The sequence below is a fragment of the Streptomyces sp. WMMB303 genome, from assembly GCF_029351045.1.
Taxonomy (GTDB): domain Bacteria; phylum Actinomycetota; class Actinomycetes; order Streptomycetales; family Streptomycetaceae; genus Streptomyces.
This window is the reverse complement of the sequence record NZ_JARKIN010000001.1, coordinates 1,615,330-1,638,359: the sequence shown is the minus strand read 5'-3', so window position 1 is coordinate 1,638,359 and position 23,030 is coordinate 1,615,330. Positions and strand designations below refer to the sequence as shown.

General features: G+C 71.8%; 18 protein-coding genes. 15 read left to right on the top strand and 3 right to left on the bottom strand.

Going from position 1 to position 23,030, the window contains the following annotated elements; all coding sequences use genetic code 11:
- Nucleotides 1-16: 16 nt before the first annotated feature.
- Nucleotides 17-1,465, bottom strand: coding sequence for a cysteine desulfurase/sulfurtransferase TusA family protein (locus P2424_RS07405; protein WP_276474981.1), 1,449 nt, complete (start codon nucleotides 1,463-1,465; stop codon nucleotides 17-19).
- A gap of 359 nt (nucleotides 1,466-1,824) precedes the next feature.
- Between P2424_RS07405 and coxB the strand changes: the two genes are divergently transcribed.
- The 4 genes from coxB (at nucleotide 1,825) to P2424_RS07385 (ending at nucleotide 6,315) form a co-directional block, all read left to right on the top strand.
- On the top strand, nucleotides 1,825-2,760 hold the full coding sequence (coxB, locus tag P2424_RS07400; protein WP_276478863.1) for a cytochrome c oxidase subunit II: 936 nt from the start codon (nucleotides 1,825-1,827) through the stop codon (nucleotides 2,758-2,760).
- Nucleotides 2,757-4,487 (top strand): cytochrome c oxidase subunit I, encoded by a 1,731-nt coding sequence (ctaD, locus tag P2424_RS07395; RefSeq protein WP_019357417.1) that lies wholly within the window; start codon nucleotides 2,757-2,759, stop codon nucleotides 4,485-4,487. Before coxB ends, ctaD begins: the two co-directional genes overlap by 4 nt.
- Nucleotides 4,484-4,882, top strand: a complete 399-nt coding sequence (locus P2424_RS07390; protein ID WP_019357416.1) for a cytochrome c oxidase subunit 4 — start codon at nucleotides 4,484-4,486, stop codon at nucleotides 4,880-4,882. The genes ctaD and P2424_RS07390 overlap by 4 nt, the downstream gene beginning before the upstream one ends.
- Before the next feature lie 140 nt (nucleotides 4,883-5,022).
- Nucleotides 5,023-6,315: an Ig-like domain-containing protein gene (locus P2424_RS07385; RefSeq protein WP_276474980.1), complete on the top strand. Its 1,293-nt coding sequence runs from the start codon at nucleotides 5,023-5,025 to the stop codon at nucleotides 6,313-6,315.
- A 113-nt stretch (nucleotides 6,316-6,428) separates the two neighbouring features.
- On the opposite strand, the gene P2424_RS07380 is transcribed toward P2424_RS07385, so the two are convergent.
- Nucleotides 6,429-6,842: a hypothetical protein gene (locus P2424_RS07380; RefSeq protein ID WP_276474979.1), complete on the bottom strand. Its 414-nt coding sequence runs from the start codon at nucleotides 6,840-6,842 to the stop codon at nucleotides 6,429-6,431.
- A gap of 240 nt (nucleotides 6,843-7,082) precedes the next feature.
- Between P2424_RS07380 and P2424_RS07375 the strand changes: the two genes are divergently transcribed.
- The 5 genes from P2424_RS07375 to trpD all read left to right on the top strand — a co-directional run bounded on the left by P2424_RS07375 (nucleotide 7,083) and on the right by trpD (nucleotide 12,599).
- The gene (locus tag P2424_RS07375; RefSeq protein WP_026004777.1) at nucleotides 7,083-7,700 is read left to right on the top strand and encodes a heme-copper oxidase subunit III; all 618 of its coding nucleotides are present in this window, start codon (nucleotides 7,083-7,085) and stop codon (nucleotides 7,698-7,700) included.
- Nucleotides 7,701-7,806: 106 nt separating this feature from the next.
- Nucleotides 7,807-8,619, top strand: a complete 813-nt coding sequence (locus P2424_RS07370; protein ID WP_074998349.1) for a c-type cytochrome — start codon at nucleotides 7,807-7,809, stop codon at nucleotides 8,617-8,619.
- The gene (locus tag P2424_RS07365; protein ID WP_276474978.1) at nucleotides 8,616-9,683 is read left to right on the top strand and encodes a Rieske 2Fe-2S domain-containing protein; all 1,068 of its coding nucleotides are present in this window, start codon (nucleotides 8,616-8,618) and stop codon (nucleotides 9,681-9,683) included. Before P2424_RS07370 ends, P2424_RS07365 begins: the two co-directional genes overlap by 4 nt.
- The gene (locus tag P2424_RS07360; protein WP_276474977.1) at nucleotides 9,680-11,332 is read left to right on the top strand and encodes a ubiquinol-cytochrome c reductase cytochrome b subunit; all 1,653 of its coding nucleotides are present in this window, start codon (nucleotides 9,680-9,682) and stop codon (nucleotides 11,330-11,332) included. The genes P2424_RS07365 and P2424_RS07360 overlap by 4 nt, the downstream gene beginning before the upstream one ends.
- 199 nt (nucleotides 11,333-11,531) lie before the next feature.
- Nucleotides 11,532-12,599 (top strand): anthranilate phosphoribosyltransferase, encoded by a 1,068-nt coding sequence (gene trpD / locus P2424_RS07355; protein ID WP_276474976.1) that lies wholly within the window; start codon nucleotides 11,532-11,534, stop codon nucleotides 12,597-12,599.
- A 115-nt stretch (nucleotides 12,600-12,714) separates the two neighbouring features.
- On the opposite strand, the gene P2424_RS07350 is transcribed toward trpD, so the two are convergent.
- A complete protein-coding gene (locus P2424_RS07350) occupies nucleotides 12,715-13,206 on the bottom strand; it encodes a VOC family protein (RefSeq protein ID WP_276474975.1) in 492 nt (163 codons plus the stop codon).
- A 236-nt stretch (nucleotides 13,207-13,442) separates the two neighbouring features.
- Here P2424_RS07350 and P2424_RS07345 point away from each other — a divergent pair, with 236 nt between their 5' ends.
- The 6 genes from P2424_RS07345 to P2424_RS07320 are packed head-to-tail and all read left to right on the top strand — an operon-like array spanning nucleotide 13,443 to nucleotide 22,817.
- Nucleotides 13,443-14,849, top strand: coding sequence for a nitrate/nitrite transporter (locus P2424_RS07345; protein ID WP_276474974.1), 1,407 nt, complete (start codon nucleotides 13,443-13,445; stop codon nucleotides 14,847-14,849).
- Nucleotides 14,809-17,112 (top strand): molybdopterin oxidoreductase family protein, encoded by a 2,304-nt coding sequence (locus P2424_RS07340; RefSeq protein WP_276474973.1) that lies wholly within the window; start codon nucleotides 14,809-14,811, stop codon nucleotides 17,110-17,112. The genes P2424_RS07345 and P2424_RS07340 overlap by 41 nt, the downstream gene beginning before the upstream one ends.
- Nucleotides 17,109-18,650 carry an FAD-dependent oxidoreductase gene (locus tag P2424_RS07335; RefSeq protein ID WP_276474972.1) on the top strand — a complete coding sequence of 514 codons (1,542 nt, stop codon included), beginning with the start codon at nucleotides 17,109-17,111 and terminating at the stop codon, nucleotides 18,648-18,650. The genes P2424_RS07340 and P2424_RS07335 overlap by 4 nt, the downstream gene beginning before the upstream one ends.
- The gene (gene nirB, locus P2424_RS07330; protein WP_276474971.1) at nucleotides 18,647-21,247 is read left to right on the top strand and encodes a nitrite reductase large subunit NirB; all 2,601 of its coding nucleotides are present in this window, start codon (nucleotides 18,647-18,649) and stop codon (nucleotides 21,245-21,247) included. Before P2424_RS07335 ends, nirB begins: the two co-directional genes overlap by 4 nt.
- Nucleotides 21,244-21,612, top strand: coding sequence for a nitrite reductase small subunit NirD (nirD, locus tag P2424_RS07325; protein WP_276474970.1), 369 nt, complete (start codon nucleotides 21,244-21,246; stop codon nucleotides 21,610-21,612). The genes nirB and nirD overlap by 4 nt, the downstream gene beginning before the upstream one ends.
- Before the next feature lie 2 nt (nucleotides 21,613-21,614).
- A complete protein-coding gene (locus tag P2424_RS07320) occupies nucleotides 21,615-22,817 on the top strand; it encodes a uroporphyrinogen-III synthase (RefSeq protein ID WP_276478862.1) in 1,203 nt (400 codons plus the stop codon).
- Nucleotides 22,818-23,030 lie beyond the last annotated feature (213 nt).

Genomic DNA, 23,030 nt, shown 5'->3' with positions numbered 1-23,030 from the left:
GCTCTGCCGTGGCCCCTCAGCCGTCCCGGCTGCGCCGCACCCGGTACTCGACGCCTTCCGCCCCCTCGAAGGCGTGGCCGGTCATCTCGCACCAGGCCGGGATGTCGAGCCGGGCGGCCTCGTCGTCGGCCAGCACCCGCACCAGGCCCCCCGCCGGCACCCGTCCCACGGCCTTGGCCAGCTCGATCACCGGCAGTGGACACAGCGTCCCGCGCGCGTCGACGGTGATCTCGCCGGCTCCTTCCGGGGGCGCGGTCCCCGCCACGTCGCCGACCACCGCCGCGTCCCGGTCCTGGCCGGCGGCACCGGCCGCGCCCCCGGCCTCCCCGGCCGCGGGTGCGGCCCCCAGTTGGGCCCGTACGTCCCCGACGGCCCCGGGAAGCACCTGGAGGAACCGGTCCACCTCGCTCTCCGGCGTCCCCGGCGGCAGCGAGACCCGCACGTTGCCCTCCGAGAGCACACCCATGGCCCGCAGTACATGGCTCGGGGCCAGGGTGCCGGAGGTGCAGGAGGAGCCGCTGGAGACCGAGAACCCGGCGGCGTCCAGCGCGTGCAGCAGCGCCTCGCCGTCCACGTACAGACAGGAGAAGGTCACCAGGTGCGGCAGTCTGCGCACCGGGTCGCCGACGACCTCGGTGTCCGGGACCAGCCCGGGCACCCGGGCGCGGATCCGGTCCACCAGGGCCCGCAGCCGGGCACCCTCCGCCTCGGCCTCGGCCCGTACGGCGCGCAGCGACGCGGCCGCCGCGACCACGGCGGGGATGTTCCCGAAGCCGGGGGCGGCCCCGTACTCCCGTTCGTCCACCGGCCCGGGCGGAGCGAACCGTACGCCCTTGCGTACGGCGAGCAGCCCCACCCCGGGCGGCCCTCCCCATTTGTGGGCGCTGCCGGTCAACACCGACCAGGGCCCCTCCACCGGCCCCCAGAGGAGTGACTGGGCCGCGTCCACCAGCAGCGGGACGCCCGCCTCGGCACAGACCTCGGCCACTCGGGCCACCGGCTGCACGGTGCCGACCTCGTGGTTGGCCGACTGCAGACAGGCCAGCGCGCAGTCGTCGCCGAGCGCCCGTGCCCACTCCTGTGCGTCGACCCGCCCGGTGCGGTCGACGCCCACCCGGTGCAGCTCGCCGCCCGCCCGCTCGTGGGCCTCGCCCGCGTGCAGCACGGCAGAGTGTTCGACCGCGGAGACGACCAGTCGCCGCCCGGCGCGCCGCCGCCCGGTGAGCGCGCCGCCGATCCCGGTGTGCAGGGCCTGGGTACCCGAAGCGGTGAAGCGCAGTTCGTCCGGACGGCACTCCAGCGCCTCGGCTGCCGTCTCGCGGGCCGCGTCCAGCAGCATCCGGGCGCGCCGGCCCTCCCGGTGCGGGCGTGCCGGATCGGCCCACCCCTCGTCCACCGCCGCCAGCAGCGCCTGCCGCGCGACCGGGTGGAGGGGGAGCGAGGAAGCGGCATCGAAATAGGACACACTTGTACGCTACCGCCGCACCCGTACCCGGCGTACCCGGTGCCGTTTCCCGGCCGGGAACCGGCCTGTACAGCCTCAGTTCGGGGGCCTCGCGGGGGCGTCCCGGCCCATCGGGGTGGCACGCGGCGCGTTACGCCCCCTCCCCGCGCGACCCCAAATGGCGTCGGCTAGGGTTTGGTCCGCATAAACATCCAAACCCCTGCCCGCGCCTGGGCCGGCGCCCGACCACGTAAGAGGGCCGCGCCCGACCGACGCGGGCGAGACTCTCGGGAAGGCGCTACGTGAGTCCCAACGGCTCCGACCTCCCCCACGAGCGCCCCTCGGGCGCCGTGGGCGGTATCCCCACGTCGCGGCGCCCGATGCGGCGGAAGCTGCAGCTGGCGTCGGCAGCGGGCCTGGTCCTGGCTACCGCGACCGGTTGCACATCAAAGGACTTCCCCCGCCTCGGCATGCCCACCCCGGTAACGGACGAGGCGCCGCGGATCCTCTCCCTGTGGCAGGGCTCCTGGGCGGCCGCGCTCGCCGTGGGCGTGCTGGTGTGGGGCCTGATCCTGTGGAGCGTCATCTTCCACCGGCGCTCCCGGTCCAAGGTCGAGATTCCTCCGCAGACCCGGTACAACATGCCCATCGAGGCCCTGTACACCGTGGTCCCGATCATCATCATCGCGGTGCTGTTCTACTTCACGGCCCGGGACGAGACCAAGCTTCTGGCGACCTCGAAGAAGCCCACCCACGTGATCAACGTCGTTGGTTACCAGTGGAGCTGGGGCTTCAACTACATCGAGGACGTGGACGGCGACCCCAAGACGGACGTCAACACGGACAAGGCGCTGGACAAGGAACTGAGCGCCATCCCGGACCGGATGACCAAGGGCTTCCCGAAGGGCGCCGAAGGCGTCTACACGGCGGGCACTCCCTCGGATGTGAACCCGCAGACCAAGAACCCGGGCCCCACACTGTGGCTGCCCAAGGGCGAGAAGGTCCAGTTCATCCTGACCTCCCGGGACGTCATCCACTCCTTCTGGGCCATCCCGTTCCTGATGAAGCAGGACGTCATTCCGGGCCACGTCAACCGCTTCGAGGTGACCCCGAACAAGGAGGGCACCTACCGGGGCAAGTGTGCCGAGCTGTGCGGCGTCGACCACTCCCGGATGCTCTTCAACGTGAAGATCGTCTCCCCGGAGCGCTACCAGAAGCACCTGGAGGACCTGGCGAAGAAGGGCCAGACCGGCTACATCCCGGCGGGTACCGCCACCACGGGCGGCGCCAAGAATGCGGAGACGAATAACCCGTGAGCATCCTCAACGAACCCCAGGGTGCCGCCGCCGCGACAGCTCCGGCGACAGCCTCCGGACGGCCCAAGCGGCCCGGCCAGATCGTTGTCGACTGGATGACGACGACGGACCACAAGAAGATCGGCAGCCTGTACCTGATCACGTCGTTCGTCTTCTTCTGCGTCGGCGGCGTCATGGCGCTCCTCATGCGCGCCGAGCTGGCCCGTCCGGGCACGCAGATCATGTCGAACGAGCAGTTCAACCAGGCGTTCACCATGCATGGCACGGTCATGCTGCTGATGTTCGCCACCCCGCTGTTCGCCGGCTTCGCGAACTGGATCATGCCGCTGCAGATCGGCTCGCCCGATGTGGCCTTCCCGCGGCTGAACATGTTCGCCTACTGGCTCTACCTCTTCGGCTCGCTGATCGCGGTGGGCGGCTTCCTCACCCCGCAGGGCGCGGCCGACTTCGGGTGGTTCGCCTACTCGCCGCTGTCGGACGCGGTCCGCTCGCCGAGCGTCGGCGCCGACATGTGGATCATGGGCCTGGCCCTCTCCGGCTTCGGCACCATCCTCGGCTCGGTCAACTTCATCACCACGATCATCTGCATGCGCGCACCCGGCATGACGATGTTCCGCATGCCGATCTTCACCTGGAACGTGCTGCTCACCGGTGTGCTGGTGCTGCTGGCCTTCCCGGTGCTGGCCGCCGCGCTGTTCGCCCTGGAGGCGGACCGCAAATTCGGGGCGCACGTCTTCGATGCCGCCAACGGCGGAGCGCTGTTGTGGCAGCACCTCTTCTGGTTCTTCGGCCATCCTGAGGTGTACATCATCGCGTTGCCGTTCTTCGGCATCGTCTCCGAGGTCATCCCGGTCTTCAGCCGCAAGCCGATGTTCGGCTACATCGGCCTGATCGGCGCCACCATCGCCATCGCCGGCCTCTCGGTGACCGTCTGGGCGCACCACATGTACGTGACGGGCGGCGTGCTGTTGCCGTTCTTCTCGTTCATGACCTTCCTGATCGCGGTGCCGACAGGTGTGAAGTTCTTCAACTGGATCGGCACGATGTGGAAGGGCTCGCTGTCCTTCGAGACACCGATGCTGTGGACCATCGGCTTCCTGATCACCTTCACCTTCGGTGGTCTGACCGGTGTCATCCTGGCCTCGCCGCCGATGGACTTCCACGTCTCGGACTCGTACTTCGTCGTCGCGCACTTCCACTACGTCGTCTTCGGTACCGTGGTCTTCGCGATGTTCGCCGGCTTCCACTTCTGGTGGCCGAAGTTCACCGGCAAGATGCTGGACGAGCGGCTCGGGAAGATCACCTTCTGGACGCTGTTCATCGGCTTCCACGGCACCTTCCTGGTGCAGCACTGGCTGGGTGCCGAGGGCATGCCGCGGCGGTACGCGGACTACCTCGCCGCCGACGGCTTCACCGCGCTGAACACCATCTCCACCATCAGTTCGTTCCTGCTCGGCATGTCTATGCTGCCGTTCTTCTACAACGTGTGGAAGACGCACAAGTACGGCGAGAAGGTCGAGGTCGACGACCCCTGGGGGTACGGCCGCTCCCTCGAGTGGGCGACGAGCTGCCCGCCCCCGCGGCACAACTTCCTCACGCTGCCGCGCATCCGCTCCGAATCCCCGGCCTTCGACCTGCACCACCCGGAGATCTCCGCGCTCGACGAGCTGGAGAACGTGGGCAGGGAAGACAAGGCGCTCGCCGGCAGCAAGGAGGCCGGGAAGTGAAGATCCAGGGCAAGATGTTCCTGTGGCTGTCGGTCTTCCTGCTGGCAGTCGCCATCACCTACGGCCTCTGGTCGAAGGAGCCGGTGGGCACCACCGGGCTCTTCCTGGCCTTCGGTCTGTCGATCATGATCGGCTACTACCTGGCGTTCACCGCGCGCCGGGTGGACACCGGGGCGCAGGACAACAAGGAGGCGGATGTCGCGGACGACGCCGGCGAGCTGGGCTTCTTCAGCCCGTGGAGCTGGCAGCCGCTGGCGCTGGGCCTCGGCGGCGCCTTCGCCTTCCTGGGAGTGGCCATCGGCTGGTGGCTGGTCTACGTCTCGGCGCCGCTGCTGCTGATCGGCCTGTTCGGCTGGGTGTTCGAGTACTACCACGGTGAGAGCCGCACCCAGTAGCCGCTGAACGGGCCGTTCGGCGGTCCGGCGGAACAGCGCCACAACCGAAGAGCAAGGACCGGCCCCCCGACACTCCGGGGGGCCGACCCGTTTGACGCACTCAGCGGGCCCGAAATGACGATTCTTCATATTTTGGGCACATGAGCCACAGCCATAACACCGCGATAGCCGAGGGGGTCCTCACCCCCCGCACCGTCTCCCGCACGTACAAGCGCCGGGTGGTCCGCAGCTGCGCCCTGCTGCTGGCACCCCTCTCCGTGGGGCTCGCCGCCTGCAGCGGGGGCAGCGACGGGAGTTCGCTCGCCGCCACCCCCTACGACGCCACGGACGCGGTCGCCGTCAACGCCGACGCCGACAGCACGGACGTCGACCCGGACAAGGCGCTCGAGGTCACCGCCCAGCACGGCGACACCCTCACCGACATCTTCGCCAGCGACGCCTCGGGCCACGTGGTCCAGGGTGAGCTGTCCGAGGACGGCAAGCACTGGCGCAGCACCGGGCCGCTGGCCGCCGATGCGCGCTACACCCTCAAGGTCAGCACCGAGAACGACGAAGGCGCTCCAGGGCGGCGCACGGTCCACTTCCGGACCAAGGCGGCCTCCAAGCATCTGAGCGTCAAGCTGGGCCCGGACAACGGCACCTATGGCGTCGGGCAACCGCTCACGGCGAAGCTGGGCCGGGCCATCAAGAAGCCCGCGCAGCGGGAGCTCGTCGAGCGTGCACTGAAGGTGAAGTCCATCCCTCATGTGGACGGCTCCTGGCACTGGGTGAACAGCAAGGAGCTGCACTACCGGCCCCGCTCCTACTGGCCCGCGCACGCCTCCATCACGCTCCGCTCTTCACTCGAAGGGCTGAAGGTGCGCGACGGTCTCTACGGCGGGAAGACCGAATCCGTCCGGATGCGGACCGGGGACCGAATAGAAGCGATCACCGATGCCTCGTCCTTGGTCATGAAAGTCAAGAAGAACGGAAAGACCATCCGTTCCATCCCCGTGACCACCGGGAAGTCGGGCTACGAGACCCGCAACGGCATCAAGGTGATCCTCACCAAGGAGCCCTACGTCCGGATGACCAGCGCCAGCATCGGCGCCGGGGACTTCTACGACCTGGGGGTCCACTGGGCCACCCGGCTCACCAACAGTGGCGAGTACGTGCACGGCGCCCCCTGGTCGGTCGCCTCCCAGGGCGTGTCCAACACCAGCCACGGCTGCACCGGGATGAGCAGCTCGAATGCCAAGTGGTTCTTCGACCACGTCCGGCAGGGCGACATCGTCCAGCACGTCAACACGGCCGGCGACCGGATGGCGCCCTTCGGCAACGGCTTCGGCGACTGGAACCTGGGCTGGAAGAAGTGGCGCGCGGGCAGTGCCGTCAACACCAAGCCCGTCGGCAGCGGCCCCGCGGACGCCGCGCGGCTGCGGCCTTCGGTCTGACCCGTCGGCCTTCGGGGTGACCACTCCGGAGGAGAACGGAAACGACGCGCCCGTGCATCCCTCGAACGAGGGGTGCACGGGCGCGTCACCTTGCAGAAGGGCCCTGCCGGGGCTCAGGCGCGGGCCAGGCCGCTCCTGGGGGCGCGGTCCCGGAGCAGTCCGGCCAGCGCGTCGGCCAGCGCGACCGGGTCCACCGGGTGCGAGACCGCGGCCTCGGCCCGGCTCCAGGTCGCCAGCCAGGCGTCCTGCGGCCGGCCGATCAGCAGCAGCACCGGGGGGCAGTCGAAGATCTCGTCCTTGATCTGCCGGCACACGCCCATGCCGCCCGCCGGAGCGGTCTCGCCGTCCAGCACGCACGCGTCCACGTGCAACTCCTCCAGGGTGGAGAGCACCGCCGGCAGAGTGGCGCACTCCACATAACGGATCTCGGGCACATCGGTTGCGGGCCTGCGGCCCGCTGCGAGCCGCACCTGCTCGCGGGTGATGGCGTTGTCGCTGTAGACCAGCACCGTGGCGGTCGGCTGCATCGTTCCTCCGCGTCCGTATCGGGTGAACCGCTGACGCACCGGGCGGCTTCGGGCACATTCCGCGGTGGCGCCGCTCGGATGCTACTCCCTCCGACGCACCGTCAACACCGGTCGGCACGCACCGGTACCCGGGAGCCGGAGCCGCCCCCGGGGCCGTCGTCCCTGGTTACAGCCCGGCCACCCGGTACGGACACACCGAACGGCACCCCCGAAGTGAGGCCGGGATAAGCGACCGACATAATGTCGGTCGTGGCGACAGCAACAGCAGTAGAAACCGGGCACGCACACCCGTCGGTCAACCGGCCGAACCTCACCAGCGTCGGGACCATCATCTGGCTGAGTTCCGAGCTGATGTTCTTCGCGGCCCTCTTCGCGATGTACTTCACCCTTCGGTCGGTGACCGGCGCCGAGTACTGGAAGGAGCATGCCTCCGAGCTGAATCTTCCCTTCGCGGCGACGAACACCACGATCCTCGTGCTCTCCTCGCTCACCTGCCAGCTCGGCGTCTTCGCCGCCGAGCGCGGTGACGTGAAGAAGCTCCGCGCGTGGTTCGTCGTCACCTTCATCATGGGTGCGATCTTTATCGGCGGCCAGGTCTTCGAGTACACGGAGCTGGTCAAGGAGGGCACCTCACTCTCCTCGAGTCCGTACGGATCGGTGTTCTACCTGACCACCGGGTTCCACGGCATGCACGTGACAGGTGGTCTGATCGCCTTCCTGTTCGTCCTGGGGCGCACCTATGCGGCCAGGCGGTTCACGCACCACCAGGCCACCGCCGCCATCGTCGTGTCCTACTACTGGCACTTCGTCGATGTCGTCTGGATCGGCCTCTTCGCCACGATCTACCTGATCCGGTAACGGGCCGGGGCGCGGTCCCGCCGCGCGCGCCGTGCCGCGCAGGCGGACCACGGAACAGACGGACAGACACAGCATCGACGAGAAGATCCTGACACCGGGGTAATCCGTGAAAAAGCTCTCCGCACGACGGCGCCATCCGCTGGCGGCGCTCGTCGTTCTACTCTTCGCGCTGGCGGCCACCGGGGGGCTGTACACCGCGTTCGCTCCCGCGGGCGAGGCCAAGGCCGAGCAGGAGTCGACCCAGTCCCTCGCCATCGAGGAGGGCAAGAAGCTCTACGCCACCGGGTGCTCCAGCTGCCACGGAACCGGCGGCCAGGGGACCAGCGACGGTCCCAGCCTGGTCGGTGTCGGGGCCGCGGCGGTGGACTTCCAGGTCGGCACCGGCCGGATGCCGGCCCAGCAGCCTGGCGCCCAGGTGCCCAAGAAGAAGAGGATCTACGACCAGGACGAGATCAACCAGCTCGCCGCGTACGTCGCCTCGCTGGGCTCCGGCCCGAGCCGGCCCACCAAGGAGATGTACGACCCGGCCGGCGCCGACATCGCCAGGGGTGGGGAGCTCTTCCGCACCAACTGTTCGCAGTGCCACAACTTCACCGGTGAGGGCGGCGCGCTCACCCACGGCAAGTACGCCCCCGACCTCGGCGATGTCGACCCCAAGCACCTCTACGAGGCCATGCAGACCGGCCCCCAGAACATGCCGTCCTTCACCGACGGTGCCCTGCCCGAGAAGGACAAGCGGGACATCGTCGCGTACGTGAAGGAGGTCAACAGCGGCACGTCGGAGAGCCCCGGCGGGTTCAAGCTCGGTGGGTTCGGCCCGGTCGCCGAGGGCATGTTCGCCTGGATCTTCGGTCTCGGCGTGCTGATCGCTGTCGCCGTCTGGGTCGCCGCTCGGACCGCAAAGGCCAAGAAGTCATGAGTAGCGAGACTGGACCGGACGAGAACGTGTCAGACGAGAACCTGCCTGCTGAGCGGGAACCGGCCCACGGCGCGGAAGTCGCCGAGGGCGACCCCTTCGTGGACCCTGGACTGCCGCCGCACGAGCACCGCATCCAGGACATCGACGAGCGGGCGGCCAAGCGCTCCGAGCGCGTCGTCGCCTTCCTCTTCACCCTGTCGATGCTCGCCACGGTGGGCTTCATCGCCTCCTTCGTGGCCTTCCCGATCGACAAGATCATCTACGTCTGGCCGCTCGGGCACATCAGCGCGCTGAACCTCTCCCTCGGCCTCACCCTCGGTGTCGCCCTTTTCTGCATCGGCGCCGGAGCGGTCCACTGGGCCCGCACGCTGATGTCGGACGAGGAGATGGTCGACGAGCGGCACGCCGTCGCCGCGACCCCCGAGGTCCGCGAGAAGGTCATCTCCGACTTCAAGCAGGGCGCCAAGGAGTCCGCGCTCGGCCGCCGGAAGCTGATCCGCAACACGATGTTCGGCGCCGTCGCCCTGGTGCCGCTCTCCGGTGTCGTCCTGCTGCGCGACCTGGGCCCGATGCCCGGGGACAAGCTGCGGCACACCGCGTGGAAGAAGGGCAAGCTGCTCGTCAACGAGAACACGAACGAGCCGCTGCGTCCGGAGGACATCGCCGTGGGCTCGCTCACCTTCGCCAAGCCCGAGGGCCTGGAGGAGGACGACGAGGAGTTCCAGAAGGAGATCGCCAAGGCCGCACTGATGATCGTCCGGCTGGAACCGAGCGACATCAAGGACAAGCGCGAGCTGGACTGGTCGCACGAGGGCATCGTGGCCTTCTCGAAGATCTGCACCCACGTGGGCTGCCCCGTCAGCCTCTACGAGCAGCAGACCCACCACGTCCTGTGCCCGTGCCACCAGTCGACCTTCGACCTGTCCGACGGTGCGCGCGTGCTGTTCGGCCCGGCCGGCCACCCGCTGCCGCAGCTCGACATCAGCGTCAACAAGGACGGCTACCTCGAAGCGCAGGGCGACTTCGCGGAGCCCGTCGGTCCGGCCTTCTGGGAGCGCGGATGAGTACTGCAACCGATACCCCGGGCAGCGCGGCTGCCGAGGGCAAGAAGAAGGCGCCCGCGGGTGAGCGGGTCGCCGACTGGGCCGATGGACGGCTGGGGATCTACAGCCTCGCCAAGGCCAACATGCGCAAGATCTTCCCGGACCACTGGTCCTTCATGCTGGGCGAGGTCGCGCTCTACAGCTTCATCATCATCATCCTGACCGGTGTCTATCTGACGCTGTTCTTCCACCCGTCGATGAACGAGGTGGAGTACCACGGCGCGTACACGCCGATGCAGGGTGTCCGGATGTCCGAGGCGTTCGCCTCGACCCTGGACATCAGCTTCGACGTGCGCGGTGGTCTGCTGGTGCGGCAGATCCACCACTGGGCGGCGCTGATCTTCCTGGCGGCGATGTTCGTGCACATGATGCGCGTCTTCTTCACCGGGGCGTTCCGCAAGCCGCGCGAGGTCAACTGGGTCTTCGGGTTCCTGCTCTTCGTGCTGGGCATGTTCACCGGCTTCACCGGCTACTCGCTCCCGGACGATCTGCTCTCCGGCACCGGTGTGCGGTTTATGGAAGGTGCGATCCTCGGGACGCCGATTGTCGGCACCTACGTGTCGATGTTCCTCTTCGGCGGGGAGTTCCCGGGGCACGACTTCGTGGCCAGGTTCTACTCGGCCCACATCCTGCTGCTGCCGGGCATCATGCTCGGACTGCTGGTGGCGCACCTGATCCTGGTCTTCTACCACAAGCACACCCAGTTCGCGGGTCCCGGCCGGAAGAACTCCAACGTGGTCGGCATGCCGCTGCTGCCGGTCTACATGGCCAAGGCGGGGGGCTTCTTCTTCCTGGTCTTCGGCGTGATCTCGGCCATCGCGGCGCTCTTCACGATCAACCCGATCTGGGTGCTGGGCCCCTACCGGCCGGACCAGGTCTCCACCAACGCGCAGCCCGACTGGTACATGGGCTTCTCCGAGGGCCTGATCCGGGTGATGCCCGGCTGGGAGATCAACCTGTGGGGCCACACGCTGGTACCCGGCGTGGCCATCCCGCTGATGATCGTCTTCCCGCTGGTCCTCGTCGCGATCGCGGTGTATCCGTTCATCGAGGCGTGGGTCACCGGCGACAAGCGCGAGCACCACATCGCGGACCGGCCGCGGAACGCGCCGACCCGGACCGGGTTCGGGGCGGCGTGGATCGCCTGGTACTTCGTGCTGCTGGTCGGTGGCGGCAACGACCTGTGGGCGACGCACTTCCACCTGTCGATCAACGCGATCACCTGGTTCGTCCGCGTGGCGTTCTTCGTGCTGCCGGTCCTGGTCTTCTGGGTCACCCGGCGGATCTGCCTGGGCCTGCAGCGCAAGGACCGCGAGAAGGTGCTGCACGGCAGGGAGACCGGCACGATCAAGCGGCTGCCGCACGGCGAGTTCGTGGAGATCCACGAGCCGCTCTCCCAGGAGCAGCTGCACTCGCTCACCGCGCACGACCAGTACCAGCCCCTGGAGATCGGCCCCGGCACCGACGAGAACGGTGTCGAGCGGAAGATCTCCCGCGGGCGGAAGCTGCGCGCCAAGCTCTCGAAGGGCTACTTCGGGGAGTCGGGACAGATCCCCAAGCCCACCCGCGAGGAGTACCGCGAGGTCGAGAGCGGGCACGGGCACCACTGACCGGTTCGCGCAACCGGACACGCCACACCGGAGGGGTCCACGGGTACGCCCGTGGGCCCCTTCCGGCGTTCCGGGTGGCGCCCGCGGTACCGCCCGCGTGGTTTCCGCCCGCAGGTCGGACGGATCACCGGGCGGCTCCCCGGAATCGGTAGGGTGGCCCGCACATACGCGTCGGTCCTATTGCCAGGAAGTGGTCCCCATGAGCGCTGCTGTCCCCGCCGGAGGCGACACCATGGCGGCGCGTACCTGGCCCGACGTGCTGAGTGCCCTGCTGGCGGGAGAGGACCTGAGCGCCGACGCCACGGCCTGGGCGATGGACCGGATCATGCGTGGCGAGGCGAGCGACGTGCAGATCGCGGGCTTCGCCGTGGCGCTGCGGGCCAAGGGCGAGACGGTCGAGGAGATCTCGGGGCTCGTGCAGGCGATGTACGCGCACGCCCGCACCATCGAGGTGCCCGGCCGCACCGTCGACATCGTCGGCACCGGCGGCGACCGGGCGAAGACCGTCAACATCTCCACCATGTCGGCGATCGTCGTCGCGGGCACCGGCGCCAGGGTCGTCAAGCACGGCAACCGGGCCTCGAGCAGCGCCAGCGGCGCCTCGGACGTGCTGGAGAAGCTGGGCGTCAACCTGGAGCTGCCGCCCGACCGGGTCGCCGGTGTGGCGGACGAGGCGGGGATCACCTTCTGCTTCGCGGTCAGGTTCCACCCCTCGCTGCGCCATGTCGCCGTGGCCCGCAAGGAGTTGGGCGTCGCCACCCCCTTCAACTTCCTCGGGCCGCTCACCAACCCGGCCCGGGTCGGCGCGCAGGCGACCGGGGTCGCCGACGCGCGGATGGCGCCGATCATCGCCGGAGTGCTGGCGGCACGCGGCTCCTCCGCACTGGTCTTCCGCGGTGACGACGGGCTGGACGAGCTGACCACGACGGCGACCTCCACCGTGTGGATCGTCCGCGACGGCGCCGTGCGGGAGGAGACCTTCGACCCGCGTGACGTGGGGATCGAGCTGGTGCCCGTGGAGGCGCTGCGGGGTGCCGACGCGGCCTACAACGCCGATGTCGCGCGCCGGCTGCTGGAGGGGGAGCGCGGCCCCGTGCGGGACGCCGTGCTGCTCAACTCCGCCGCCGCGCTGGCGGCGCTGGACCCGACCGGCGCCCCGTTGAGCGAACAGATCGCCGCGGGGATGGCCCGCGCCGCCGAGTCGCTCGACTCGGGCGCCGCCCGTGCGGTGCTCGAGCGGTGGGTGGCGGCCAGCAACCTCCACTGACGGTCGGCTGCCGCCGTCACCGACGGTCGGCTGTCGCCGGTCGCGGGGCGGGTGTGCGCGGTCCGGGCGCGGATTCCGGGTCGGACGGCGCACACCGGTAGCGGCCGCCCGCCGCTCAGGCGGATCCCTGCCGCACGGCGTCCTCCAGCGTGCTCACATCGAGCTTCTTCATCCGGAGCATGGCGCGGGTGGCCGGCTCGGACACCTTCGGGTCCGAGGAGCTGACCAGCTCCAGCAGCCGGCGTGGCACGATCTGCCAGGACAGGCCGTACTTGTCCTTGAGCCAGCCGCACGGCCCCTCCTGCCCCCCGTCGGCGGTCAGCTTCGCCCACAGGCCGTCCACCTCGTCCTGCGACTCGCAGTCCACCTGCAGCGAGATCGCCTCGGTGAAGGAGAACTCCGGTCCGCCGTTGAGCGCCACGAACTGCTGCCCGGCCAGTTCGAAGACGACCGTCATGACCGAGCCGGTCTCCCCGGGAGCGGCGTCGTTGTAGTGGGTCACCTCCACGATGCGGGAGTCCGCGAAGAGGGAGACGTAGAACCGCGCCGCCTCCTCGGCCTGCCCGTCGTACCAGAGGAACGTCTTGATCTTCTGCGGCTGCATCATGATGCGCCCTCCTGAGCGATCGGTGCGGCGGACCGGGGTACCGGGCCGTCCGCCAGGGTGTCCTCGCAGGAGAGACCGGCCGCGGCGCCGGAATTCATCGGCCCGCGGTGAGAGATCCTCACACCGTCCCCGCGGCCCGCGTGAGCACTCGCTTTCGTGTGCGTTACGGGGCGGCCCGGAGGCGGTAACGGTCCGCTCCTAGCATCGGTGTTCCTTCCAGCGGAACAGGAGACGATGTGCGAGCACGATGGATCACCCGATGGGAGCCGGAGGACCCGGGCTTCTGGGCGAGCGAGGGACGGCGCACGGCGCGGCGCAACCTGTGGCTGTCCGTGTACGCCGAGCACGTCGGGTTCGCGGTCTGGAGCCTGTGGTCGGTACTGGTGCTGTTCATGACGCCGGAGGCCGGCTTCACCCTGACCCCGGACCAGAAGTTCCTGCTGGTGTCGCTGGTGTCCCTGGTGGGCGCGCTGTTGCGGCTGCCCTACGGGTTCGCCGTCACCAGGTTCGGGGGCCGCACCTGGACGGTGTGCTCCGCGCTGGCGCTGCTGATACCCGTGGCGTCGGCGGCGGTACTGGTGCGCCGCCCGGACACGCCGCTGTGGGTACTGCTGCTGTGCGCGGCCGTGTCCGGTCTGGGGGGCGGCAACTTCGCCTCCTCCATGGTCAACATCAACGGCTTCTTCCCCGAGCGGGAGAAGGGCTGGGCGCTGGGGCTGAACGCCGGGGGCGGCAATCTCGGGGTCGCCACGGTGCAGCTGCTGGGGCTGGCCGTACTGGCCACTGTGGGGGTCGCCCATCCGGAGGTGCTGCCCCTGCTGTTCGTCCCGGCCCTGCTGCTGGCCGCGCTGCTGGCCCGCCGGGGAATGGACAACCTGGCCACCAACCGCACCGACTACGGCGCCTACCGCAGCGCGGTGCGCGACGTCCACTGCTGGACGCTCTCCCTGCTGTACATCGGCACCTTCGGGTCCTTCATCGGCCTCGGCTTCGGCTTCGGACTGGTGCTGCAGAACGAGTTCGGCAAGAGCCCCGCGCAGGCCGCCGCGCTGACCTTCCTCGGCCCGCTGCTCGGCTCGCTCTCCCGGCCGCTGGGCGGCCGGCTGGCCGACCGGTTCGGCGGCGCCCGGGTCACCGCATGGTCCTTCCTGGCGCTGGCCTGCGGCGCCGGCTGTGTGCTGGCCGCCTCGGCCGCCGACTCGTTCGCCGCCTACGTGGCCGCCTTCACCGCGGTGTTCGTGCTGACCGGACTGGGCAACGGCGCCACCTACAAGATGATCCCCGCCCGCTACGCCGCACGCGCCCGCAGCGCGGTGGAGGCCGGGGCGGACCCGGCGGCAGCCCTGGCCCGGGGACGCCGACTGGCCGGTGCCGTCATCGCCGTCTCGGGCGCGATGGGCGCCCTGGGCGGGGTCGGCATCAACCTCGCCTTCCGCCAGTCGTACCGGAGCACGGGTGACGCGGACGCGGCGATCGGCGCCTTCCTGGCCTTCTACCTGCTGTGCCTGGTGGTGACCTGGGCCGGATACCTGCGGCGGCCCGCCGCCGGACCCGCCGGCCCGGCGGCCGGGGCGCGGCGGCAGCCGGCCCGACCGGAACCGGATGCCCAGCCGCAGCCGGCCGTCGCCGAACGGGGGGCCTGAGGTGACCACCGCCGCCCCCCGGTCCGCCACCGCGACCCACTGCCCGTACTGCGCCCTCCAGTGCGCCATGACCCTCACCCCCGGGCCCGCCCCCGACACCGCACCGGGCACGCCCTCCGCGCCGCCCCGCCCGGCCGTCGCCCCGCGTGCGTTCCCCACCAACCGGGGCGGCCTCTGCCAGAAGGGCTGGACCTCCGCGCAACTGCTGGACTCGCCCGACCGGCTGACCACCCCGCTGATCCGGGATGCCGCGGGCGGCCCGCTCCGCGCGGCCGGTTGGGACGAGGCCCTGGACCTGGTGGCCCGGCGCTTCGCCGCCCTGCGCACGCGGCGCGGTGCCGACGCCGTCGCCGTCTTCGGCAGCGGCGGGCTGACGAACGAGAAGGCGTATGCGCTCGGCAAGTTCGCCCGGATCGCGCTCGGCACCTCGCAGATCGACTACAACGGCCGGTTCTGCATGTCGTCGGCGGCCGCGGCGGGCAACCGGGCCTTCGGACTCGACCGCGGACTGCCCTTCCCGGTCACGGACCTGGACGACTCCGGTGCGCTGCTGCTCGTCGGCGCCAACCCCGCCGAGACGATGCCGCCGCTGATGGGACACCTCGATCCGGCACGGCTGATCGTCGTCGACCCGCGCCGGACCGCCACGGCCCAGGCGGCGCTCGACGGCGGCGGCATCCACCTCCAGCCGGCGCCGGGCACCGACCTGGCCCTGGCGCTCGGGCTGCTGCACATCGCACTGGTGGAAGGGCACCTGGACACGCCGCGGCGCCTCGCCTACCGCCGGGAGCGCACCACCGGCTGGGAGGCGGTACGGCGGTCCGCGGCGCGCTGGTGGCCGGAGCGCACCGAGCGGCTGACCGGCGTGGCCGCCGCCGACCTGCGCTGCGCCGCCGCCGCACTGGCCAGGGCCCCGCGCGCCCACATCCTCACCGGACGCGGTGCCGAGCAGCACAGCAAGGGTGTCGACACCGTCTCCGCCTGGATCGACCTGGCCCTGGCGCTCGGACTGCCCGGCACCCCGGGCTCCGGCTACGGCTGCCTGACCGGCCAGGGCAACGGGCAGGGCGGCCGCGAGCACGGCCAGAAGGCCGACCAGCTGCCCGGCTACCGGCACATCGAGGATCCCGCGGCCCGCGCGCACGTCGCCGGGGTCTGGGGCGTGCCCGCGGCGTCGCTGCCCGGCGCCGGACGCAGCGCCTGGGAGCTGCTGGACGCGCTCGGCACCCCGGACGGACCCGGCGCGCTGCTGGTGATGGGTTCCAACCCGGTCGTCTCCGCGCCGCGCGCCCGCCGTGTCGCCGACCGGCTGGGCGCGCTGGACCTGCTGGTCGTGGCCGACTTCTTCCGTTCGGAGACCGCCGAACTCGCCGACGTGGTGCTGCCCGTCGCCATGTGGGCCGAGGAGTCCGGCACCATGACCAATCTGGAGGGCCGCGTCCTGCGCCGCCGCGCCGCCCAGCCCCCGCCGCCCGGGGTGCGGACCGACCTGGAGGTGCTGCACGGCCTGGCGGTGCGGCTGGGCCGCGCCGGACACGAGTTCCCCACCGACCCGGCCACCGTCCTCGACGAACTGCGCCGCGCCTCGGCGGGCGGCACAGCCGACTACGCGGGTGCCGCGCCGGAACTCCTGGACGCGGAACGGCCGGTGTACTGGCCCGTCCCCGCGGCACCGCCGGCCACCGGTGCGACGGAGCCGGCCGGCGCCGTCGGCACCCCGCGTCTCTTCCTCGACCGGTTCGCACATCCGGACGGGCGGGCCCGCTTCCTGCCCGTCGAGCACCGGGACGCGGCCGAACTGCCCGACGCCGCGCACCCGCTGTACGCCACCACCGGGCGGCAGTTGCAGCACTACCAGTCCGGAGCGCAGACCCGCCGGGTGCCCGAACTGGCCGCCGCCGGGCCCGGACCCTACGTCGAGGTGCACCCGGACACGGCCCGCCGCGCCGGTCTCACCGACGGGGACACCGCGCGGATCGTCTCGCGGCGCGGCGCCGTCCTCGCCCGCACCCGCTGCGTCCCGACCCTGCGTCCCGACACGGTCTTCCTGCCCTTCCACTTCCCCGGCGACGGAGCCGCCAACGCCCTCACCAACCCCGCGTTGGACCCGGTCAGCCGGATGCCGGAGTTCAAGCTGAGCGCCGTCCGGCTGGAGCCCGCCGACGGGGACGGCGTCGGGCCGCGCCCGGGCCGCGCATGCGGAGAGGCCGCAGCGGCCGCAGCGGACGGGGAGAGCGCACGGACTGGAAAGGGAGCGGCGTGAGCAGGGCGCTGGACGTGGTGGTCGTCGGCAACGGCATGGTCGGCGCACGGCTGTACGAGGAGACGCTGCGCCGCGATCCGGCACGCAGCCGGGTGCGGATGACCGTGCTGGGCGCGGAACCGGTCGGCGGCTGCAACCGGGTGCTGCTGCCCAACCTGCTGACCGGCTCGCTCACCGAGGCCGATCTGGTGCCGGAGCCGGCCGATCCGGGCTCGCTCGCCACCGGCACCACCGTCACCGCCGTCGACCGCGCCACCCGCACCGTCACCACCGCCGACGGGCGGCAGGTCGGCTACGACCGGCTGGTGCTGGCCACCGGCGCCCGCCCGGTGCTGCCCCCACTGCCCGGGCTGACCGCCCGACCGGACGACGGCGGCACGCACACGGCGGTACCGGCCCGCGGCGTCACCGCGCTGCGCACGCTCGCCGACGCCCGGCACCTGACCCGGCTGGCCGACCGCGCCCGGGCGTGCGGCTCGCGGATCGCCGTGCTGGGCGGCGGTGTCCTCGGGCTGGAGGCGGCCCGGGCCCTGGTGGCCCGCGGCGTCCGGGTCACCGTCGTGCACGCCGCAGGACATCTGATGGACCGACAGCTGGACGCGCCCGCCGCGCGTGTGCTGAGCCGCGTGCTGCGGCGCACCGGCGTCGAACAGCGGCTGGGCACCGCCGCGGTGCGCTGGGAGCCGGAAGCCGGACTGCACCTGGACGACGGCAGCGTGCTGCCCGCCGCCGGACTGCTCCTGTGCACCGGGACCCGCGCCGAGACCGGGCTCGCCCGGGCCTGCGGACTGGCCGCCGGACCGGCCGGGATCGCCGTCGACGACACCCTCACCACCTCCGACCCGGACGTCCACGCCCTCGGCGACTGCGCCGACGCCGGCCCCGGCCTGGTGCAGCCCGGCTGGGAACAGGCCGCGGTCCTGGCCGCGCGGCTGACCGGTGCCGACCCGGCCGCGCGCTACCGGGGCACCCCGCGGGTGACCCGGCTCAAGGCCGCCGGAGTCGAACTGGCCAGCCTCGGCGACCCGTTCGTGGAGGACACCGCGGACGGCGACACCCGGGACGGCGACCGCCCGGACGGCGGCCCCGAGGTGCTGCGCCTGGAGGACCCGACCGGGGAGCGGTACGCCAAGCTGGTGCTGCACGGCGACCGGGTCACCGGCGCCATCCTGCTCGGCCTGCCCGACGCGGCGGCCGGACTCGTCCAGCTCTACGACCAGGGCGCCCCGGCCCCCTCCGACCGGCTCGCCCTCATGCTCGGCCGGGCCCTCCCGCCCGGCACGGCGGACGGGGCCGGCGCCGACCTGCCCGACCACGCGACGGTGTGCCGCTGCAACAGCGTCACCAAGGGCGCGCTGCGCACCGCCTGGGCCGACGGCGCCCGGTCCACCCGCGAACTGACCGGCGCCACGCGGGCGACCACCGGCTGCGGCGGCTGCCGCGGCGTCGTCGAGAAGCTCGCCGCCCGCTTCGCCGAGACCGCCCCCTCCACCCGCCGCGACATCCCCGCCACGACCGTTCCGAGGAGATTCCCATGACCCGAATCCGGCCCCCGGAGGGCAGCAGCGCCCCGCACCCCGGCACCGCGGACGCCCGCAGGCTCGTCGTCGTCGGGCACGGCATGGTCGGTCACCGGCTGGTCGAAGCCCTGGACTCCCGGGACACCCAGCGGCGCTGGGAGATCACGGTGCTCGCCGAGGAGCACCGCCCGGCCTACGACCGGGTGGCCCTCTCCTCCTGTTTCGAAGGCGTCGACGAGAGCGCGCTGCGGCTGCCGGAACACGACCCCGGACGGGTCGGGCTGCGACTGGGCGACCCGGTGACGGCCCTCGACCGCGCCGCACGCACCGTACACACCGCCTCCGGCGCCCGGGTGCCCTACGACGCCCTGGTCCTGGCCACCGGATCGCGGCCGTTCGTCCCGCCGCTGCCCGGCGCCGAGGCCCCCGGCTGCCTCGTCTACCGCACCCTGGACGACATCGAGGACATCCGTGCCGCGGCAGCCGGGTCCGCGACCGGGCGGGCCGTCGTCGTCGGCGGCGGGCTGCTCGGTCTGGAGGCCGCCAACGCGCTCCGGCTGCTGGGCCTGACCACCCACGTCGTGGAACTCGCCCCGCACCTGATGGCCGTCCAGCTCGACGAGGGCGGCGGCGCACTGCTGGGCCGGATGGTGGGCGAACTGGGCGTGACCGTCCACACCGGCACCGGGACCCGCGGCGTCGCCACCCACGCGCGCACCGGAGCCGCCACCGGAGTGGAACTGACCGACGGCACCTTCCTGGAGAGCGACCTGGTCGTCTTCGCGGCCGGGGTGCGACCCCGCGACGAACTCGCCCGGGACGCGGGACTCCAGGTGGGGGAGCGCGGCGGAGTCGTGGTCGACGGAGCCTGCCGCTCCGTGACCGATCCGCGGGTGTGGGCCGTCGGCGAGGTCGCCTGCGTCGAGGGCCGCACCCTCGGGCTGGTCGCGCCCGGCTACGCCATGGCCGAGACGGTCGCCGACCGGCTGCTGGGCGGCGAAGCCGCGTTCCCCGGCGCCGACACCGCCACCCGGCTCAAGCTGCTCGGCGTCGGAGTGGCCTCCTTCGGCGACGCGCACGCCACCACCCCCGGTGCGCTGGAAGTCGTGCTCAACGACCCGGTCGCCGCCACCTATGGCAAGCTCGTCGTCTCCGACGACGCCAGGACCCTGCTCGGCGGCATCCTCGTCGGCGACACCTCCGGCTACCCGCTGCTGCGCCCCCTGGTCGGCAGCCTACTGCCCGCCGACCCGTCGGTGTTGCTGGCGCCGCAGTCCGAGGGCGGCGCGGGGGCACCTCCCGGCGGGGTCGGCGTCGCCGGACTGCCGGACAGCGCGCAGATCTGCAGCTGCCACGCCGTCACCAAGGATGAGCTGACCGAGGCCGTCACCGAACAGGGCTGCGCCGACGTTCCCGCGCTGAAGTCCTGCACCAAGGCGGGGACCGGCTGCGGCTCGTGCCTCCCCGCCCTCAAGCAGATCCTCGAAGCGGCCGGCGTCGAGCAGTCCACGGCGCTGTGCGAGCACTTCGACCACTCGCGCGCCGAGCTGTTCGAGATCGTCGCCGCCACCGGCATCACCACCTTCTCCCGGCTTGTGGCCGAACACGGCCGCGGCCGCGGCTGCGACGTGTGCAAGCCCGCCGTCGCCGCGATCCTCGCGTCTCGGGACAGCGGCACCCACATCCTGGACGGCGAACGCGGCGGACTCCAGGACACCAACGACCGCCACCTGGCCAACATGCAGCGCAACGGCACCTACTCCGTCGTACCCCGGGTGCCCGGCGGCGAGATCACCCCGGCCCGGCTCATCGTGCTGGGCGAGGTGGCCCGCGACTTCGGCCTCTACACCAAGATCACCGGTGGTCAGCGCATCGACCTGCTCGGCGCCCGGCTCGAGGAGCTTCCCGCCATCTGGCGTCGGCTCACCGACGCGGGCTTCGAGTCCGGGCATGCCTACGGCAAGGCCGTCCGCACGGTCAAATCCTGCGTCGGCTCGGCCTGGTGCCGCTACGGAGTCCAGGACTCGGTCGGCCTCGCCGTCGAACTGGAACTGCGCTACCGAGGGCTGCGCGCACCCCACAAGCTCAAGGCCGGTGTCTCCGGCTGCGCCCGCGAGTGCGCGGAGGCCCGAAGCAAGGACTTCGGCATCATCGCGACCGAACAAGGCTGGAACCTCTATGTCGGCGGCAACGGCGGCTTCACCCCACGACACGCCGAACTCCTCGCCACCGACCTGGACCACGACACCCTGGTGCGCACCATCGACCGGTTCCTGATGCTCTACATCCGCACCGCCGACCGCCTCCAGCGCACCGCCGCCTGGCTGGAATCCCTCGAAGGCGGCCTGGACCATCTGCGGGCCGTCGTCCTGGACGACTCGCTCGGCATCTGCGCCGACCTGGACGCCGCCATGGCACGGCACGTCGCCGACTACCGCGACGAGTGGCGCGGCGTCCTCGAGGACCCCGCCAAGCTCGCCCGCTTCACCTCCTTCGTCAACGCGCCCGGCACCCCCGACCCGGCGATCTCCTTCGCCGTCGAACGCGACCAGCCCGTCCCCGTGGACCTCGGACTGCCGGCCGCCCGCGCCGCAGCGGAGGTGAGCACCCGATGACCGGCGCCGCACCCGTCTGGACGGCGCTCTGCCCGCTGGACGCCCTCCCGGCCGACCAGGGACGCGCCGCACTGCTGCCGGACGGCACGGCCGTCGCCCTCTTCCGGCTGCACGGCGGCGAGCTCCACGCGCTGGGGAACCTCGACCCCTTCAGCGGGGCACCCGTCATCTGCCACGGCATCGTCGGCGACCGGGCCGGTGTCCCCGTCGTCACCGGCCCCCTCGGCAAGCAGACCTTCGAACTGGCGACCGGCCGCTGTCTGGAGGACGACACCGTCCGTCTCCCCGTCCACGACGTGCGGCTGACCGGCGGAGTGATCGAGGTCTCGGCCCGGCGAAATACGGTGGAAACGCTGGTCGGGTGAGTATGGAAGGCCCCCAGCGCCCAGATGAGGAATCGAGAGGAGACGCGGTGTCGGCACCTCGACCGTCGCGAAGCCGCACGGGGTCCGTTCCCCCGCTGGCGGGGTTCACCGTCGCGGTCACGGCCGCGCGCCGGGCCGAGGAGCTGGGTGCGCTGCTGGAGCGGCGCGGCGCCGAGGTCGTCCACGCACCCGCGCTGCGTATCGTCCCGCTCGCCGACGACGAGGAGTTGCGCGACGCCACCAAGGAACTGGTGGCCCGGCCGCCGCACGTGGCCGTCGCCACCACCGGCATCGGGTTCCGCGGCTGGATGGAGGCCGCCGACGGCTGGGGGGAGGGCGAGGCCCTGCGCGCCGCCCTCGCCCGGAGCGAGGTGCTGGCCCGTGGACCCAAGGCGTGCGGGGCGCTGCGCGCAGCCGGACTCCGCGAAGCCTGGTCCCCCGTCTCCGAGTCCTCCAGCGAAGTCCTCGAACGCCTGCTCGCCCGCGAGGACCTGGAGGGACTCCGCATTGCCGTCCAGCTCCACGGCGAACCGCTGCGGGACTTCCTCGACGCGCTGCGCGGCGCCGGCGCCGAGGTCGTGCCGGTGCCCGTGTACCGGTGGACGGGCCCCGTCGACCCCAACCCCCTCGACCGGCTCATCGACGCCGTCCTGGCAGGCGGCGTAAACGCCCTCACCTTCACCAGCGCTCTGGCCGCCGCCGGGCTCTACGCCCGCGCCGAGGAACACGGCGCCACCGAGGACCTGACCCGGGCGCTGCGCGACCGCACCCAGGTCGCCTGCGTCGGCCCGGTCACCGCCGCGCCCCTGCTCGCCCGGGACATCCCCGCCTACTGGCCCGAGCGGTTCCGGGTCGGCGCCCTCGTCCGGCTGTTGGGCGAGCGGCTGCCGGCCACCGCGCCGGTGCTGCCCGCGGCGGGACACACGCTGGAGGTGCGGGGCACCGCCGCCCTGCTCGACGGCGAACTGCGGCCGATCAGCCCGACGCCCATGGCCGTGCTGCGGGCGCTCGCGCGTCACCCCGGAGCGGTGGTTTCGTGCGCCGACCTGCTCGGGTGCCTGCCCGGCGGGGGAACCGACGAGCATGCCGTCGAGGCCGCCGTCGGGCGTCTCCGAGCGGCTCTCGGTGCGCCTTCTGTGGTGCAGACCGTCACCAAACGCGGGTACCGCATCGCCCTCGACCCCACCACGGCCTGCACCCCCTGACACGCCCCCGCCCCGGGGGACGGTCGGGGCCGCGCCCCGACTTCCGCGGGGTGCCCCCGTCGGTTGCCTTCCTGGTGCGGCGCCGACACGGCCCCTCGGCGGCAGGCGAGAATCAGGGGGGTGCCCCCACAACGCGGCGCATCCCGCGGAGAGGGGAACCGACCCCGCGAAGACGCCCCCCGGCGAGGGGAGTCGCGGGGGTGTGGCATACTC

Coding starts and splice junctions, on each gene's coding strand:
- P2424_RS07365 (WP_276474978.1), top strand. CDS start 8,616: ATGAGTAGCGAGACTGGACCGGACGAGAACGTGTCAGACGAGAACCTG.
- P2424_RS07340 (WP_276474973.1), top strand. CDS start 14,809: ATGCCCAGCCGCAGCCGGCCGTCGCCGAACGGGGGGCCTGAGGTGACC.
- P2424_RS07385 (WP_276474980.1), top strand. CDS start 5,023: ATGAGCCACAGCCATAACACCGCGATAGCCGAGGGGGTCCTCACCCCC.
- P2424_RS07320 (WP_276478862.1), top strand. CDS start 21,615: ATGGAAGGCCCCCAGCGCCCAGATGAGGAATCGAGAGGAGACGCGGTG.
- coxB (WP_276478863.1), top strand. CDS start 1,825: ATGCGGCGGAAGCTGCAGCTGGCGTCGGCAGCGGGCCTGGTCCTGGCT.
- nirD (WP_276474970.1), top strand. CDS start 21,244: ATGACCGGCGCCGCACCCGTCTGGACGGCGCTCTGCCCGCTGGACGCC.
- P2424_RS07360 (WP_276474977.1), top strand. CDS start 9,680: ATGAGTACTGCAACCGATACCCCGGGCAGCGCGGCTGCCGAGGGCAAG.
- P2424_RS07350 (WP_276474975.1), bottom strand. CDS start 13,206: ATGATGCAGCCGCAGAAGATCAAGACGTTCCTCTGGTACGACGGGCAG.
- trpD (WP_276474976.1), top strand. CDS start 11,532: ATGAGCGCTGCTGTCCCCGCCGGAGGCGACACCATGGCGGCGCGTACC.
- nirB (WP_276474971.1), top strand. CDS start 18,647: ATGACCCGAATCCGGCCCCCGGAGGGCAGCAGCGCCCCGCACCCCGGC.
- P2424_RS07380 (WP_276474979.1), bottom strand. CDS start 6,842: ATGCAGCCGACCGCCACGGTGCTGGTCTACAGCGACAACGCCATCACC.
- P2424_RS07375 (WP_026004777.1), top strand. CDS start 7,083: ATGTCGGTCGTGGCGACAGCAACAGCAGTAGAAACCGGGCACGCACAC.